Annotated in this window: 15 protein-coding genes; 8 read left to right on the top strand and 7 right to left on the bottom strand. The window is 57.0% G+C overall.

What is annotated here, in order from left to right; genetic code table 11:
• Nucleotides 1-36 precede the first annotated feature (36 nt).
• Complete coding sequence (locus tag V8J84_RS01400) at nucleotides 37-1053, top strand: hypothetical protein (protein WP_339927807.1); 1017 nt, start codon at nucleotides 37-39, stop codon at nucleotides 1051-1053.
• A 32-nt stretch (nucleotides 1054-1085) separates the two neighbouring features.
• Nucleotides 1086-2645: a phosphate ABC transporter substrate-binding/OmpA family protein gene (locus V8J84_RS01395; RefSeq protein ID WP_339927806.1), complete on the top strand. Its 1560-nt coding sequence runs from the start codon at nucleotides 1086-1088 to the stop codon at nucleotides 2643-2645.
• On the opposite strand, the gene radC is transcribed toward V8J84_RS01395, so the two are convergent.
• The 7 genes from radC to V8J84_RS01360 all read right to left on the bottom strand — a co-directional run bounded on the left by radC (nucleotide 2637) and on the right by V8J84_RS01360 (nucleotide 9237).
• Entirely contained in the window at nucleotides 2637-3386 is a 750-nt protein-coding gene (gene radC, locus V8J84_RS01390) for a RadC family protein (RefSeq protein ID WP_339927805.1), read from the bottom strand. The genes V8J84_RS01395 and radC overlap by 9 nt on opposite strands.
• 77 nt (nucleotides 3387-3463) lie before the next feature.
• A complete protein-coding gene (dnaJ, locus tag V8J84_RS01385) occupies nucleotides 3464-4606 on the bottom strand; it encodes a molecular chaperone DnaJ (RefSeq protein WP_339927803.1) in 1143 nt (380 codons plus the stop codon).
• Between the two features lie 72 nt (nucleotides 4607-4678).
• Nucleotides 4679-6592, bottom strand: coding sequence for a molecular chaperone DnaK (gene dnaK, locus V8J84_RS01380; protein WP_339927801.1), 1914 nt, complete (start codon nucleotides 6590-6592; stop codon nucleotides 4679-4681).
• Nucleotides 6593-6788: 196 nt separating this feature from the next.
• Nucleotides 6789-7256, bottom strand: coding sequence for a GNAT family N-acetyltransferase (locus tag V8J84_RS01375; protein WP_339927800.1), 468 nt, complete (start codon nucleotides 7254-7256; stop codon nucleotides 6789-6791).
• A gap of 85 nt (nucleotides 7257-7341) precedes the next feature.
• On the bottom strand, nucleotides 7342-7776 hold the full coding sequence (locus tag V8J84_RS01370) for a GNAT family N-acetyltransferase (protein WP_339927798.1): 435 nt from the start codon (nucleotides 7774-7776) through the stop codon (nucleotides 7342-7344).
• Nucleotides 7777-7813: 37 nt separating this feature from the next.
• Complete coding sequence (locus tag V8J84_RS01365; RefSeq protein ID WP_339927796.1) at nucleotides 7814-8419, bottom strand: hypothetical protein; 606 nt, start codon at nucleotides 8417-8419, stop codon at nucleotides 7814-7816.
• Nucleotides 8416-9237, bottom strand: a complete 822-nt coding sequence (locus V8J84_RS01360) for an ABC transporter permease (protein WP_339927794.1) — start codon at nucleotides 9235-9237, stop codon at nucleotides 8416-8418. The genes V8J84_RS01365 and V8J84_RS01360 overlap by 4 nt, the downstream gene beginning before the upstream one ends.
• A 167-nt stretch (nucleotides 9238-9404) precedes the next feature.
• On the opposite strand from V8J84_RS01360, the gene cysQ reads away from it, so the two are divergent.
• The 6 genes from cysQ to V8J84_RS01330 all read left to right on the top strand — a co-directional run bounded on the left by cysQ (nucleotide 9405) and on the right by V8J84_RS01330 (nucleotide 15988).
• The gene (gene cysQ, locus V8J84_RS01355) at nucleotides 9405-10202 is read left to right on the top strand and encodes a 3'(2'),5'-bisphosphate nucleotidase CysQ (protein ID WP_339927792.1); all 798 of its coding nucleotides are present in this window, start codon (nucleotides 9405-9407) and stop codon (nucleotides 10200-10202) included.
• The gene (locus tag V8J84_RS01350) at nucleotides 10202-11002 is read left to right on the top strand and encodes a 3-deoxy-manno-octulosonate cytidylyltransferase (RefSeq protein WP_339927791.1); all 801 of its coding nucleotides are present in this window, start codon (nucleotides 10202-10204) and stop codon (nucleotides 11000-11002) included. The genes cysQ and V8J84_RS01350 overlap by 1 nt, the downstream gene beginning before the upstream one ends.
• A gap of 216 nt (nucleotides 11003-11218) precedes the next feature.
• The gene (galU, locus tag V8J84_RS01345; protein ID WP_339927790.1) at nucleotides 11219-12112 is read left to right on the top strand and encodes a UTP--glucose-1-phosphate uridylyltransferase GalU; all 894 of its coding nucleotides are present in this window, start codon (nucleotides 11219-11221) and stop codon (nucleotides 12110-12112) included.
• Between the two features lie 4 nt (nucleotides 12113-12116).
• Nucleotides 12117-13133 (top strand): glycosyltransferase family 2 protein, encoded by a 1017-nt coding sequence (locus V8J84_RS01340; protein ID WP_339927789.1) that lies wholly within the window; start codon nucleotides 12117-12119, stop codon nucleotides 13131-13133.
• 174 nt (nucleotides 13134-13307) lie between these two features.
• Entirely contained in the window at nucleotides 13308-14294 is a 987-nt protein-coding gene (locus V8J84_RS01335; protein ID WP_339929050.1) for a glycosyltransferase family 2 protein, read from the top strand.
• Nucleotides 14291-15988, top strand: a complete 1698-nt coding sequence (locus V8J84_RS01330; RefSeq protein WP_339927787.1) for a DUF5927 domain-containing protein — start codon at nucleotides 14291-14293, stop codon at nucleotides 15986-15988. Before V8J84_RS01335 ends, V8J84_RS01330 begins: the two co-directional genes overlap by 4 nt.
• Nucleotides 15989-15990 lie beyond the last annotated feature (2 nt).

Raw genomic sequence — 15990 nt, 5'->3', positions numbered from 1 at the left:
TCTGTTCCAAATCCGTAAGGGTAAGGAAGTGTCAAAATGGCCAAACCAAAGCGACTAATGACGGCAGTCACCACATTTTCAGCGGCGCTGGGGATCGGATTTGTCATGCAGTACGGCGACGCCGTTGCCGCACGATTTATCTCCGACGACACGCCGCAAATTTCGGATGCACAGGCAGAAACGCTTGCTGCGTTGGCCCCTGTGCAGGCAAGCGCCGTTGCGGTGCCAGTTGATCCCGATGTGCCCGCAATTGTGGGTGAAGCGGCTGCTGTGATCCCGATTCCTGAAATCCGCGAACCAGTTGTTCTGGCGGCAGTGGAAGACATCGATGCGCCGATCCTTGATGTCCCGCAAGCCATTGTGCAAGCAGACCCGTGTGAAATCACGATGACCGCAACGCCAGCAGCGCTTGCCATGGTGGATGTATCCGTCGCGGCCCCGTGTCACGCCGACAGCAAACTGGTGCTGCACCATCAAGGCATGATGTTCTCTGCGCTGACAGATGACGCAGGCCAGCTTGATATTCAGATACCTGCCCTGTCCGAAGTTGCTGTGTTCGTGGCCGCTTTTGAAGGCGATGCAGGTGGCGTGGCACAGACCACCGTGCCGGATATCGCAACCGTCGATCGCGCTGTGCTGCAATGGCAGGGTGATGATGGCGTGCAGCTTCACGCGTTGGAGTTTGGTGCGAGCTACGGCGACGCGGGCCACATCTCTGCTGGGTCACAAGGCGATATGGCCGTGTTTGAGTCTGGCAATGGCGGGTATCTTGTGTCGCTTGGCGATGCGCGTCTCGACAATCCCCTCATGGCCGAGGTCTACACCTTTCCAACTGAAATCGCGGCCCGTGGTGGTGATGTGTTGCTGAACGTCGAAACCGAGATTACGGCGGCAAACTGTGGCCGTGAGGTTGCGGCCCAAAGCCTTCAGATCATGCCGGGTCAACCGACCGAGGCGACCGATATGACCATGATCATGCCGGACTGCGATGCAATTGGTGAATTTCTGGTGTTGAAAAATATGTTCGAGGACCTGACACTCGCATCAAGATGATGCGTTGCAGACGAAAATCCCTCCGGGACAGTTTGAAACGTGCGGCGATTTTCGCCGCACTTTTCTTTTGTGCGCCTGCCATAGCGCAAGACACAAAAGAGGTGACAGTCACATCATCCGGCGGCGGGCTGGCATTGACGGGTCGTGTGGTCGCCTACGATGGCACGTATCTCCAGATCGAAACGCAATACGGCCCGCTGACGTTGGATTATGCCAGCGTCACGTGCGTCGGCGCGGCCTGTCCCGATCCGGATACCTTTGTGCCAAGCGTGCGGTTTTCCGGCGCGGCCAGCATGTCGGACGTGCTATTGCCTGCATTGATTGACAGCTTTGCCCGCAGCCGCGGCCAATCGGTGCAAACGACAGAGGAAAGCGACACCGCATTTTCGCTGGCACTACAAAATGACAGTGGTGGCGATGTGGCGCTGTTCCACTTCCGGATTTCGAACACCGATGAAGGATTTGCCGATCTGATCGCGCTCGAGGCCGACATGGTTCTGGCCACCCGCGAGGCCCGCAATGCTGAAGTCACCCGTGCCGCCGAAGTGGGTCTTGGACGACTTGATGATCCTGCGCAAAGCCGCATTCTTGGCATTGATGCCTTAGTGCCTGTAACCGCCACGACGACCGGTACCCGCGAAATTGCGATCCGTGATCTGGCCTTGGCGTTTCAGGGGCGCATTACAAACTGGCAGGATATCGGCGGTCCTGATCTGCCGATTGCATTGCATCTTGGACCGGAGAGTAACGGTCAGACGCAAGGCTATGTTGACCGCGTGGTCCGGCTTGGCGGGCGTGATCTGGCGGATACGGTCGTGCGCCATGCCACGATTGACGATCTGGGCCGCGCTATCGCCGCCACGCCGGGTGCATTGGGTGTCATGCCATACCGCGATACGGCGTTTGCGCAGCCTTTGGCGTTGCGTGATGTTTGCGGATTTGTTGCGGTGCCGGTTTTGACGACGCTGAAAACGGAAGATTATCCGCTGACAGCGCCGCTATTCTTATATCTGCCCAGCCGCAGACTGCCGCAGGTGATCCGTGAATTTCTGGCTTTTCTACGCACGCCGCAAGCTCAACTTGTTGTGCGGCGTGCCGGCTTTGTCGATCAGGGCGCGATCCCGATTTCCATGGATGCGCAGGGTCAGCGCTTCGTGAACGCTATCGCCTCTGCCGGGGACGAGGTGCCATTAACAGAACTGCAACGCATGGTGCGGGTGCTTGCCCCGCGCACGCGCATGTCGACCAGCTTCCGGTTTGAGGTAGGATCCACGCGCCTTGATGCACAATCGCGGTCCAATCTGCTAAGCCTTGGCCAAGCCATCCGCGATGGAGAGTTTGACGGGCAGAACCTGATGCTGGTGGGCTTTAGCGACGGGCGCGGTGCGGCAGAAGCCAACCGTGATCTATCCAGCGCACGCGCAGAGGCGGTGAAACGGGCCTTGCTGTCCGTCATGGCGACATTTCCAGACAACGTGATCCTAGAGACAGAAGCCTTTGGTGAAGCGTTGCCCATGGGCTGTGACGATACAGAATGGGGCCGCCAGATGAACAGGCGGGTCGAACTTTGGGTGACGCAACCATCACAATAGACCTGTCGCCCGAAACGACAGCTCGGTCGATTTTCCGATAATTAGATGATCATGTAACGCGATGTTCAAAGCGGCCGCGGCCGCGTTGATCTGTCCGGTGATGTTGATGTCCGCGTCTGACGGGGTTGGATCACCGGACGGGTGGTTGTGCACAAGGATCAACGATGCTGCGTTCAGTTCCAACGCGCGCTTAACCACCTCGCGCGGATAGACAGGGACGTGATCAATCGTGCCTTTCGCTTGTTCTTCATCGGCGATCAGCACGTTCTTGGTATCAAGAAACAGGATGCGAAACTGCTCGGTCTCGCGGTGCGCCATCACCGTATGACAGTAGTCAAGCAGCGCGTCCCAGCTTGATACAACGTGTCGCTGGATCACCTTGGCGCGCGCCATGCGATGGGCGACAGCCTCAGTCACTTTCAGTTCAGTGGCGATTGCCTCACCGACACCGCTTACCGTGACAAGTTGTGACACAGGCGCGCAAAGGACGCGGTTGAGATCACCGAATTTTGCCAGCAGTGCGTGCGCGACAGGTTTTACGTCGCCCTGTTTGATGCAGCGAAACAGCAGCAACTCAAGCAGTTCATAATCCGGCATCGCGGAAGCCCCGCCTGACAGGAACCTGTCACGCAAGCGTTTACGATGACCCGCGATATAGGATGGTTGCTTGCCAGTGCCTGATGTGGCCACGGGCGTTTCATGTTTGTCAAATAGGGTGCGGGTATCATCGAGCTGAAACATATCAAGAACATCGAACGATTCGCGTTAATGATGTGTTACCCGGTCAGCAAAAAGGGCGGTCAGTGCCGCCCTTTTCCTTAGCCCTTCATGCCGTCCCAAAAGCTTTTGACGCTTTTGAAAAAGCTGGTGCCTTCGGGGTTGTTCTCGGCTGCGATCTCATCGAATTCCTTGAGGATTTCGCGTTGCCGCGCTGTCAGGTTCACAGGTGTCTCCACCGCAAGCTCGATCAGCATATCGCCGTTCGGACCACCGCGAAGACCGGGCATACCTTTAGACCGCAGGCGCATCTGACGTCCTGATTGCGAGCCTTCAGGGATCTTCACGCGGGAACGGCCACCGTCAATCGTTGGCACCTCGATCTCGCCACCCAAGGCGGCAGAGGCAAGACTGACAGGCACACGACAATACAGCGTGCCACCATCGCGTTCGAACAGTTTATGTTCGTTCACCTCGATAAAGATATACAGATCGCCCGTCGGTCCGCCGCGCATGCCGGCCTCGCCTTCGCCAGCAAGGCGGATTCGGGTGCCGGTCTCGACACCAGCGGGGATGTTGACGGAAAGCGATTTTTCTTTCTCGACGCGGCCATGCCCGTGGCAAACCTTACAGGGGTTCTTAATCGTTTGGCCCATGCCGTTACAGGTCGGGCAGGTGCGTTCAACTGTGAAGAAGCCCTGCTGCGCGCGCACCTTACCCATGCCGGAACATGTGGGGCAGGTCTGGGGTTCTGATCCGCCCTCGGCACCTGTGCCTGTGCAACTGTCGCAGGCGACAGCAGTCGGCACCGTGATCGTTTTCTGCATGCCCTGATAGGCATCTTCAAGGTTGATCCGCAGGTTGTAGCGCAGGTCATTGCCCCGTTGCGCACGGGATTGTCCGCCGCCACGACGGCCACCCATCATATCGCCGAACAGATCGTCGAATACGTCGGAGAACGCTGAGCCAAAGTCGCCATGACCGCCGCGCCCTGCGCCTGCAGATGCGCCATTGCCACCTTCAAAGGCAGCATGACCATAGCGGTCGTAAGCGGCTTTCTTGTCGGCGTTCTTCAGAACGTCATACGCCTCGTTCGCTTCTTTGAACTGAGCTTCGGCGTTCGGATTATCTGCGTTGCGGTCTGGATGCAGCTCTTTCGCTTTTTGGCGATAGGCTTTCTTGATCTCGTCAGCGCCAGCACCTTTCGAAAGGCCGAGTGTCTCGTAATAGTCGCGTTTTGCCATGTTGTATTTCCCCCTTGGGAACGAAAATGACCGGCCCGGTGTGTGGGCCGGTCATTCGCGCAGGCTCAGGCCTTAGTCGCGCTTGTCGCCGTCCAGATCTTCGAAATCGGCGTCAAGGATGTCATCGTCGCCACCCTCGTCTGCTGCTTTCGGCTCGGCTTCGCCTTCTTCCTCGGCAGAGGCTTTGTAGATCGCCTCGCCCAGCTTCATGGCGGATTCGGTGACGTTCTGAACGCCAGACTTGATCTTCTCGGCAGAGCTGTCCTCGTTCTCAAGATCATCCTTAAGCGCGGCAATCGCCAACTCGATGGCTTCCACGGTTGTCGGATCAACCTTTTCCTTGTGCTCTTCCAAGGACTTCTCGGTCGAGTGGATCAGGCTCTCGGCTTGGTTGCGAGCGTCGACCATCTCGCGGCGCTCTTTATCGGCCTCCGCGTTCTCTTCGGCGTCGCGCACCATTGCTTCGATATCGTCATCCGACAGACCACCAGAGGCCTGGATCGTGATGTTCTGCTCTTTGCCGGTGCCCTTGTCTTTGGCGCCCACGGACACGATGCCGTTGGCGTCGATGTCGAAGGTCACTTCGATCTGTGGCAGGCCGCGTGGCGCTGGCGGAATGTCCTCAAGGTTGAACTGGCCCAACATCTTGTTGTCGGCAGCCATCTCACGCTCACCTTGGAACACGCGCAGTGTCACGGCGTTCTGGTTGTCCTCGGCAGTCGAGAAGACCTGAGACTTCTTCGTCGGGATCGTTGTGTTACGGTCGATCAGGCGTGTGAACACACCACCGAGCGTCTCAATACCCAGCGACAGCGGTGTCACGTCAAGCAGAACAACGTCTTTCACGTCGCCTTGCAGAACACCGGCCTGAATGGCGGCACCCATGGCAACCACTTCGTCTGGGTTCACGCCCTGGTGCGGCTTCTTGCCGAAGAACTTTTCAACTTCTTCCTGCACCTTTGGCATGCGGGTCATACCGCCGACCAGAACAACCTCGTCGATGTCATCCTTGGACAGACCGGCGTCTTTCAACGCAGCCTGACATGGCTTGATCGACGCTTTGATCAGGTCGGACACAAGGCTCTCCAGCTTGGCGCGGGTCAGCTTCATCACCATGTGCAACGGCGCACCGTTGGAACCCATAGAGATGAACGGCTGGTTGATCTCGGTCGAGGAGGACGACGAAAGTTCGATCTTCGCTTTCTCGGCAGCTTCCTTCAGACGCTGCAGCGCCATCTTGTCTTTGGTCAGATCGACGGAGTGCTCTTTCTTGAACTCGTCAGCAAGGTAGCTGACGATGCGCATGTCGAAGTCTTCACCACCAAGGAACGTGTCACCATTGGTGGATTTCACTTCGAACAGGCCGTCGTCGATCTCGAGGATGGTCACGTCGAATGTACCACCACCAAGGTCATAGACCGCGATGGTTTGTGTGTTCTCTTTGTCCAGACCGTAGGCCAACGCGGCCGCTGTCGGCTCGTTGATGATGCGCAGTACTTCAAGGCCCGCGATTTTACCGGCGTCTTTGGTCGCCTGACGCTGCTGGTCGTTGAAGTAGGCAGGCACTGTGATGACGGCCTGTGTCACTTCTTCGCCAAGATAGCTCTCAGCGGTTTCTTTCATCTTACCAAGGATGAAGGCCGAGATCTGGCTAGGGGAGTATTTCTCACCCTTTGCTTCAACCCAAGCAGCACCGTTGCCACCGTCGATGACGTTGAACGGCATGTTCTTTTTGTCTTTGGCCAGTGCCTTGTCGTTGACGTTACGGCCGATCAGGCGCTTGACGGCAAAGATTGTGTTTTCGGGGTTCGTGACCGCCTGACGCTTTGCAGGTTGGCCGACCAGACGCTCGTCGTCTGTGAAGGCCACGATGGATGGTGTTGTGCGGGCACCTTCGGCATTTTCAACGACCCGCGGCTTGGCGCCGTCCATAATCGCGATGCAGGAGTTGGTGGTCCCGAGGTCAATTCCGATGACTTTAGCCATAGTATCAAATCCCTTTACTTTAGGCGGTTTGAGCAGCGCGAACCCGTTTTGGCATCCGCACCAGTTTCATGAGTCTGATCATGGGTTTAGGCCCGTAATCATTGATCTTGGCGTATATAGGGATGGGGTTGCGGGGCTGCAACCTGTGCAACCCTGCATCATGCGACAAAATGCAAGATTTTTGAGCGTTCGTGTCTTAGTTTAATTGCTGGGCAAAGCTGACTTTGCCAACGCCCGCTTCATAGTATTCAGGGATATGGGCGACCTGCGCCAATCCCATGCGCTGGTAAAAGGCGCGTTGTCCTTCGAATTCGAGAATGTCGGCGGTTTCGATCATCAGCATTCGCACGTTCTTTGCCTTGAGCGCCGCCCTTGTGGCATCAATCAACGTGGCACCGATCCCCCGTTTTTGATGGTCGGGCGACACGGCTAAAGCCAGCAGGTTCCAGGTGCGATCTGTCATGCGCTCCGGCTCGCTATAGGCAAATCCAGTGACAATGCCGCCAGCCTCGCTGACAAGCCAAAGATCGTGGTCCACCTTATCCAGATAGCCCGCCACCATTGCCTCCAGCATGTCAGAGGGGAACAGTTCTGTTGCATCAAGTATCGCTTTGAGAGCGGGAATATCGGCGGCGGTCAGGGGGCGTGTGGTGTGGTCGGTCATGGTCAATCCAGTTCAGTTATCTCAAAAGGGCCGCTCGGTGGTGCCGAACGGGCGCAAACTGTGGATGTCGCCAGACAAGCGATAGCTAGCCCGTTTCTGCAGCGGGCGGCAACCGTTTTTCCATGTAGTAGAACGACTGCTCACCGTCGTAATGCGTAAGCTCGCCAAAAATGCGATAGCCTTGCCGTTCGTAAAGCCTACGCGCGCCTTCGTTGCGGGTTTCGATGTGAATACGGATGCAATCGTGATCCCGCGCGTGTGCTTCGGCGGCTTGTAACAACGTGCCGCCCAGCCCTTGGCCGCGCGCAGCCTCGCTCACCCAAAGCTCTGATACGCGGGCAGAGCGGAAGGCGATCTCTCCCCTGCACCCGCCGATCATGGCGCCCGCGTCGTCATGCGCGGCGAACAGGAAGTTGCGCAGATCATTGTCTGACAGCGTCTGACCCGCCCGCGCCAAACCATCATGCAGCGCCTGTACCAGTTCCTGTGGTGGCGGCGTGTAGCGCGCAATCTTCGTCATCCACGACACCTAAGCCGCTTCATCGCAAAGTCACGGATCAGTTGTTTGCGTCCAACGTGCAGCAACCTGATTGCGCGTAGTTTCCATCGGGCGCTTCGGTAAAGAGCGTGGCTTTCCAACCGAACTCACGGTCGCTCATGCCGTCACCGCAATAACCGCGCTGCACGATCAGGGTGCGGTTCAGTGTCGGGCCTTCCTCGAACACAGCGATCCCGCCGTTTGGCGCACCGCTGTCCGAGATCATGTTCAGGTCGCGACGGTCCATCCCCATTTCAGAGTATTCGTCACCGCGCATCGTGACATTCAGGTTCCAGAACGGCTCTGTCCCCGAACAAGAGATTGGACGGGGAAAGCGGTGCGGTTCATTGTGGTTGGACCGCTCAAGATAGCGCATGGATACCCAGCCGTTACGTTCTCCAATGCCGACCATGCCCCACTTGCCATCGCTGGAGGTGCGCAGCACTTCGATATTGGTGGTGAAGGCATAGTAGTCACCAATAATCGGCGCGCTGGCCGAAGGTTCGGCCCGGATATTGAGGCGGTCATCGGACGGCACATCACGGGTGATGAAAGCGTCGGGAAAACCTTGTGCAAATGCGGGGCTGGCGAAAAGGGAAAGAATAAGAATGAAAAATCTGATCATCGTCCTGCGTTCCATGAAAGGGATGCGTTCTTACGCGTGTAAAATTCGCCCATCAGACCGATCATGATCAGGCCAAGCCCGATGTAGACAGGATAAGAGGACGAGGTGAAATGAGGATTGTAATGCAAAAAGACATAGCCGCGTGTCTGGTCGACAATATGGAAAAGCGGGTTCCAGTCGAACAGGACCAGCATGGAATGGGGTAGGGCGTTGGCCACGAACATCTTGCCCGAGGCGATCATGTTCACACGGCCATAGACGCTGGTGCCGATGCGCGAAAAGTCGGGCGACCACGGCTTGATCGCTAGAAACACTAGGCCCACGCCAACACCGGACATCCAAGCGGTCATCAACATGCCCAGCGCGCCAATCGGATTGTCGATCACCACCGGATTAAACGCGACGTGGTAGATGAACAGGATCACCAGCAACGACAACACCTGAATATAAAGCGATGACAGCGCCGCCGCGACGATGGCAATAAAGGTGGTCATCGGCGCGTGTTGCATCATCGGCGATGCCGGCCCTTCAGACCCCACCACAGCGCCCATCGCCTTAGTGTGAGTCATAAACATGAAGATGCCCGACATGATATAAAGCAGGAAATCCCCACGGATCGCCGCACCGCGCATGCCAAGCATCAGGAACATGCCGTAGAACGTCATGACAAAGGCAACGGTCTGGAACATGTTCATTGCCAGACCCATCAGCGCATTGCGATGGTCTTTGCGCAGGTCACGCACCACAGAGTGATAGATCAGCTCTGCAATCGTGAACGCCGTGCGGGCGTTGGTTCTGCGGGTTTGAACCTGAAACATCGGTGGTCAGTCCTGCCGTCATGCCCTTGATTTTCGGGCTGTTATCAAAGCGTACACGAAAATCTTGCCCAACGCCTATCCCCCCATCATAAGGGGGCCAAGTTGCAAATTCAATTAACGTGGCTGTGTGTCGCGGACTGCGCATCGCACGAAATAAGGGCAAAACTATGGATTTTGATAAGCTGACGCAGGTGATGCGCCGTCTGTCGCTTGAGGCAGGCGACAAGATTATGGAAATCTACGACAGCCCTGACTTCGACGTGCGCTCCAAAAGCGACGACAGCCCTGTGACTGCCGCGGACGAGGCAGCAGATGTGATAATCAGCGCGGGTCTGCGCACGGCGTTTCCCGATGTCGCTCTTGTGACCGAAGAACAGGCGGCCACGCACGGCGTATCGGCCTCGACCTTCCTGATCGTTGACCCGCTGGATGGCACCAAGGAATTCATCAAACGGCGTGGCGATTTCACGGTGAATATCGGCTATGTCGTAGACGGTGTTCCGGTGCGCGGGATCGTCTATGCCCCTGCGAAAGGCCGCCTGTTTTATACCACGGCTGACGGACAGTCGGTTGAGGAAACAGGCGATTTTGCCAAGGAAGCGGTTGGCCCGACCACGCCGATTTCAGTGTCTAACTCTGACAATTCCGCCCTTCTGGTCGTCGCATCAAAGTCGCACCGCGATCAGGCCACCGATGACTACATCAACAAATATAATGTGGCTGACAGCAAAAGCGCGGGGTCGTCGCTCAAGTTTTGCCTCATTGCGACGGGTGAGGCTGATATCTACCCCCGTGTCGGGCGCACGATGGAATGGGATACCGCTGCGGGCCACGCCGTGCTGACAGGAGCGGGGGGCGAGGTTGTCCGTTTCGATGATCACACGCCGCTGCGCTATGGCAAGGACACGTTCGCCAACCCGTTCTTTATCGCCTACGCCCCCGGCGTTGAGCTGAAGTTGCCCTGATGTCTGTCCTTCTTGTCATCCCCGCGCGCTATGCCTCAACCCGTTATCCGGGCAAACCGCTTGTTGAGATCACGGGCGCCAGCGGTGTTGCCAAAAGTCTGATCCGTCGGTCGTGGGACGCAGCGATGTCTGTCAAAGGCGTGGACCGCGTTATTGTCGCCACCGACGATAAGCGGATCAAGGATGCCGCGGAGAGTTTCGGCGCAGAGGTGGTGATGACACCTGAAAGCTGCCGCAATGGCACCGAACGTTGTGCTGCGGCACTGACGGCGCTGGGCAGTGGATACGACATGGTTGTGAACCTGCAAGGCGACGCACCTTTGACGCCCGCATGGTTTGTCGAAGATCTGATTGCTGGATTGGATGCCAATCCCGATGCGCGTGTCGCAACGCCCGTGCTTCGCACCGAAGGGCGCGCCCTGCGCGGGCTGCGCGATGATCGGGCTGCAGGCCGTGTGGGTGGAACAACGGCGGTTTTTGGTGCCAATCACAACGCGCTGTATTTCTCGAAAGAGGTCATTCCTTATACCGGTCAGGACCACGCCGACGATGCACAGACGCCGGTGTTTCACCATGTGGGGGTCTATGCCTACCGGCCCGACGCGCTGGCGGCCTACACCGGCTGGGACGCGGGACCGCTTGAGCAGCTTGAAGGCCTTGAGCAGTTGCGGTTTCTGGAGCGCGGCGTGTCGATGCTTTGCGTTGAGGTGCAATCAAACAATCGTCAGTTCTGGGAGCTGAATAATCCAGAGGACCTGCCCAAAATTGAGGCGATGCTAGTTGAAATGGGTCAGGACTGACCCCGAAAGCTTTGGAAACCTCCAGCCGATGTGGCACAATGAGGTCATATCGCAACTTTTCACCGTGAACGTTTTTGCGCGATGTCAGATTATCAGCGTTGCAGCGCCATAAAGCGACCATATTGTTGTTTCTAAATCGTGATCAATCAGCGCCGCCGCTGAAGAGTGTTTCATGACCGGCCGTGGCGCAAGAATTGACTGTTTGAGGGGCAGACCATGAAGACCAAAGTCACCAAAGCGATTTTTCCGGTTGCCGGATTGGGCACGCGCTTTTTGCCGGCAACAAAATCCGTGCCAAAAGAGATCATGACATTGGTCGATCGCCCGCTGATCCAATACGCGATTGACGAGGCCCGTGCGGCAGGCATCAAGGAATTCATCTTTGTCACGTCACGCGGCAAAGGCGCTTTGGAGGACTACTTCGACCACGCCCCGGATCTTGAGGCGTCTTTGCGCAAGTCCGGCAAGACCGACCTGCTGGAGACTTTGAAAGAAACCAACATGGATAGCGGCGCGATTGCCTATATCCGCCAGCATAAGGCACTGGGCCTTGGTCATGCCGTCTGGTGTGCCCGCCGCCTGATCGCCAACGAACCTTTTGCCGTGATCCTGCCCGATGATGTGATCGCCGCCGAAAAGCCGTGCTTGCAGCAGATGGTCGAAGCCTACGAAGAAACAGGCGGCTCGATGGTCGCGGCAATGGAGGTCGCCCCTGACAAGGCGTCGTCTTATGGCGTGCTTGATGTCGCGCAGGACAAGGGCAACACGGTTTCCGTGCGCGGCATGGTGGAAAAACCTGCCCCCGGCACTGCCCCGTCAAATCTTGCCGTCATCGGTCGCTATATCCTGTCGCCAAAGGTGCTGAACAATTTCAACAAGATCGAAAAAGGCGCAGGCGGCGAACTGCAGCTGACCGATGCCATCGCTGAAGAGATCAATCAGGGTCGCGATGTGCATGGCTTCCGCTTTTCCGGGCAGCGTTTCGATTGCGGATCAAAGGCGGGCTTCTTGCAGGCGACTGTGGCGTTTGCGCTGGCCCGTCCTGAACTGCGCGATGAACTGCATGACTACATGACACAGATGGTGTCCATGCAGAACGCCGCGCAATAGACGGATGATCGCCCGCGCATGGGACGCATACCGGCTGCGCATCAAACGCCGCCGGTTTTTGCTGCGGGCATGGCGGAAATCCCGACAACTGACAGCGGTCCATGATCGCACCTCGCAGATCGGCCCTGATGAAATCCTGTGCTTTGCCACAGTGCGGAACGAGGCGTTGCGTTTATCGTACTGGCTGGATCACTACCGCAAGCTTGGCGTCCGGCATTTCCTGATTGTTGATAACGCAAGCGATGATGGCACTGCCGAATTGCTGGCTGAGCAGACGGATGTGTCTGTGTGGTCAACGCCCAATAGCTACAAGCTGTCGCGCTTCGGGATGGACTGGCTGACATGGCTGCAACGCAAGCATGCGCATGGGCATTGGGCGCTGACGGTGGATGCGGATGAGCTGCTGGTTTTTCCAAATAGTGAGACGCATGACTTATCCGCGCTGACAAAATGGCTAAGCGGCAACGGGATATCGTCATTCGGGGCTGTCATGCTGGATATGTATCCGAAAGGCCGGTTGTCACAGGCGCCATATGAGGCCGGACAGGACCCAACCACGGCCATCCCGTGGTTTGACCCGCAGATCAGGCACAAGCCCAACACTCGATTTGGCAGTCTCTGGATACAAGGCGGCGTGCGGGACCGTGTTTTCTTTGCCGCGCGTCCCGAACGAGCGCCAACGCTGAACAAGTTGCCTTTGGTCGATTGGCGGCGTGGTTACGCTTATGTCACGTCCACCCACCACATGCTGCCGCGCCGCCTGAACCGCGTTTTTGTGGCGCAAGGGGTGTCGCAACCGTCTGGCGTGCTGCTGCACACCAAATTTCTGAACACAATCGCTGCCAAATCCGCCGAGGAGTTGGAGCGCCGCCAGCATTTCGAAAACAGCAGTCTTTATACGACATATTACCAAAACCTGATCGACGACCCCGACCTGTGGTATGATGGATCGGTTCGCTACACCGGACCCGCACAACTGGAAGCGTTGGGGCTGATGTCAAAAGGCGACTGGACGGACTGAATCAGGGCGCCAAACACCTTGAAACTGTTGCTAAAACCGCAACGATCACTATTCATCGTTTCCATTACGGCAATCAGTGTTGCCGATTGCAAGCTGTCGTTAAGCTTGCTGTCGTAACCAGACGCCACATGCTGGACGAAGGGATCGCAGTTGGGTGCACTCGCATCATACCGGATGAGATTGCAGCGCAAGCGCTGGCAGGTGCGCGCCATGCGCAAGCGGCGCGAACTGACGCCCGTGCAGGATCGCACCAATCAGATCAGACCCGGTGATGTGCTACTGTTCTGCACGTTCCGCAATGAAGAGGTGCGATTGCACTACTTTCTGCAATACTACCGCAATCTGGGTGTGAACCATTTTCTGTTCGTCGATAACGACAGCAGTGATGGTGGTCGAGAATTTGCAGCCAGCCAACCCGACGTGTCAATTTGGACAACTGCGGCCAGCTACAAGGATGCCCGCTTTGGCGTGGACTGGCTGACATGGTTGCAGCGGCGCTATGGCGACAAACACTGGTGCCTGACGGTCGACCCCGACGAATTCTTTGTTTATCCGTTCTGCGATACCAGATCTGTCAGGGCGTTGACCGATTGGCTTGATAGCTCAAACATCCGGTCATTTGGCGCGGTCATGCTGGATATGTATCCCAAGGGACCGATCAACGACACGCCCTATGAACGCAATACCGATCCGATGGATATCGCTGCGTGGTTTGATGCGGGCAACTACACGATTTCCCGCAACCCGCGTTATCGGAACCTATGGATACAAGGCGGGCCACGCGCCCGTGTCTTTTTCCCCAACCAGCCCAAGAAAGCGCCTGCGCTCAACAAGATACCGCTGGTGAAGTGGGACAAGCGTTTCGCCTACGTCAGCTCAACCCATATGTTGCTGCCACGCGGGCTTAACCTGGTCTATGACGATATGGGCGGTGAAAAAGCCTCTGGCGCGCTGTTGCACACCAAATTCCTCAATACCTTCGCGGTAAAGGCGCAAGAGGAACTGGCCCGCGGCGAACATTATGCCGAAAGCGACGAATACAAAGCCTACGTCGAAGGGATCAAGGACAACCCCGATCTGTGGTGCAAATGGAGCGAGAAATACATCAACTGGCGCCAGCTTGAGATTCTGGGGATCATGTCCAAAGGAAACTGGGCATGACCGTTGGTGTCGTCATCCTTGTACACACGGCGCTGGACCGTGCCGAACAGGTGATCCGTCACTGGGTCGCTGGCGGTTGCCCAGTCGTCGTGCATGTGGACAAGGGCGTGGGTGACCGGACCTATCAGGCTTTTGTCGGCAATCTCACCGACCTTGAGAACGTCAGGTTTTCGACCCGACATCGCTGCGAATGGGGCATGTGGGGCCTTGTTGCGGCCACGCAGGATGCGTCCGAGATGATGCTGCGCGCCTTTCCAAAGGTCCGACACGTCTATCTGGCATCTGGGTCGTGTCTGCCGCTGCGCCCTGTAAAGGAATTGCGCCGCTACCTCGACAGCCGCCCGCGCACCGACTTCATCGAAAGCGCCACCACGTCCGAGGTGCCTTGGACGGTTGGTGGGCTGGACCGTGAACGCTTTACCCTGCGGTTCCCGTTCTCGTGGCGCAAACGGCGCTTCCTGTTTGATGCCTACGTGAATTTCCAGCGACGTATCCGTTTCAAGCGACGCATCCCTGACGGGATCGTGCCGCATATGGGGTCGCAATGGTGGTGTCTGACACGGCAAACGCTGTCTGCGATCCTGCAAGATCCTGCCCGCAAAACCTATGACGCGTATTTCCGGCGCGTCTGGATTCCGGACGAAAGCTATTTCCAGACGCTGGTGCGGCTCTATTCGCCCAACATCGAAAGCAGATCGTTGACCCTGTCAAAGTTCGATTTTCAAGGAAAGCCGCATATTTTCTACGATGATCACCTACAGCTTTTGCGGCGGTCCGACTGCTTTGTTGCGCGCAAAATCTGGCCCCATGCGAACCGACTTTATCAGACATTTCTGAATGACGAAGTGTCCCCGATGAAAGGGACAGAACCAAACCCCGGCAAAATTGACCGCATCTTTTCCAAAGCAGTGGACAGACGCACGCGGGGCAGGCCCGGTCTTTATATGCAAAGCCGCTTTCCAAACCGCTACCGCGAAAACGGGATCACCTCATCGCCCTATTCGGTGTTTCAGGGGTTCTCGGAACTGTTTGAGAACTATGAACCGTGGCTGGCCAAAGCGTCTGGCGCGCGTGTGCACGGGCATCTGTTTGATCCCAATCGCGTCATGTTCGACGGCGGTCAGACCCATTTTCAGGGGGCCTTGTCTGACAGCGCCAGCTTGCGGGACTACAATCCGCAGATGTTTCTGACCAACCTGATCTGGAACACGCGCGGCGAAAGGCAGGGCTTCCAGTTCGGGCCGATGGATACCCAACCGATCCGCGATGTGATTGCCCGCGACCACAACGCTACGCTTGCCATCATATCGGGGGCATGGGCGGTCACGCTGTTCCGGTCCAACCGTGATTTCGCTGACTTGCGGCAGGAGGCAGCGCGCCTTCAGATCATTGAAAATGAACACCTCAATTTGCTGCGGTCACCCGACACAAAGGCGCGGGTGCGGATATGGACGATGGCCGACTTTATCGAAAGCCCGATGGAAGTGCTGCAAATGGTGGTGGATGAAATGTCAGGAAAGTCTGGCCCACATTTGACCGAGGCACCGCGCATGCATGATCTTCAAGGCTTTGGCCAGTTCCTGCAAAATCTGAAAAACCAAGGCATGCACCCCTATCTGATGGGTGATTTTCCGGTCGATCGAAACGCCAGTTTCAAAGCCCCGACCAAGCGCAAACCCTATCTGGTGCGCTAGAC

Source organism: Yoonia sp. 208BN28-4, assembly GCF_037543925.1.
Lineage (GTDB): Bacteria > Pseudomonadota > Alphaproteobacteria > Rhodobacterales > Rhodobacteraceae > Yoonia.
This window is presented reverse-complemented; position numbering and strand designations above follow the sequence as displayed.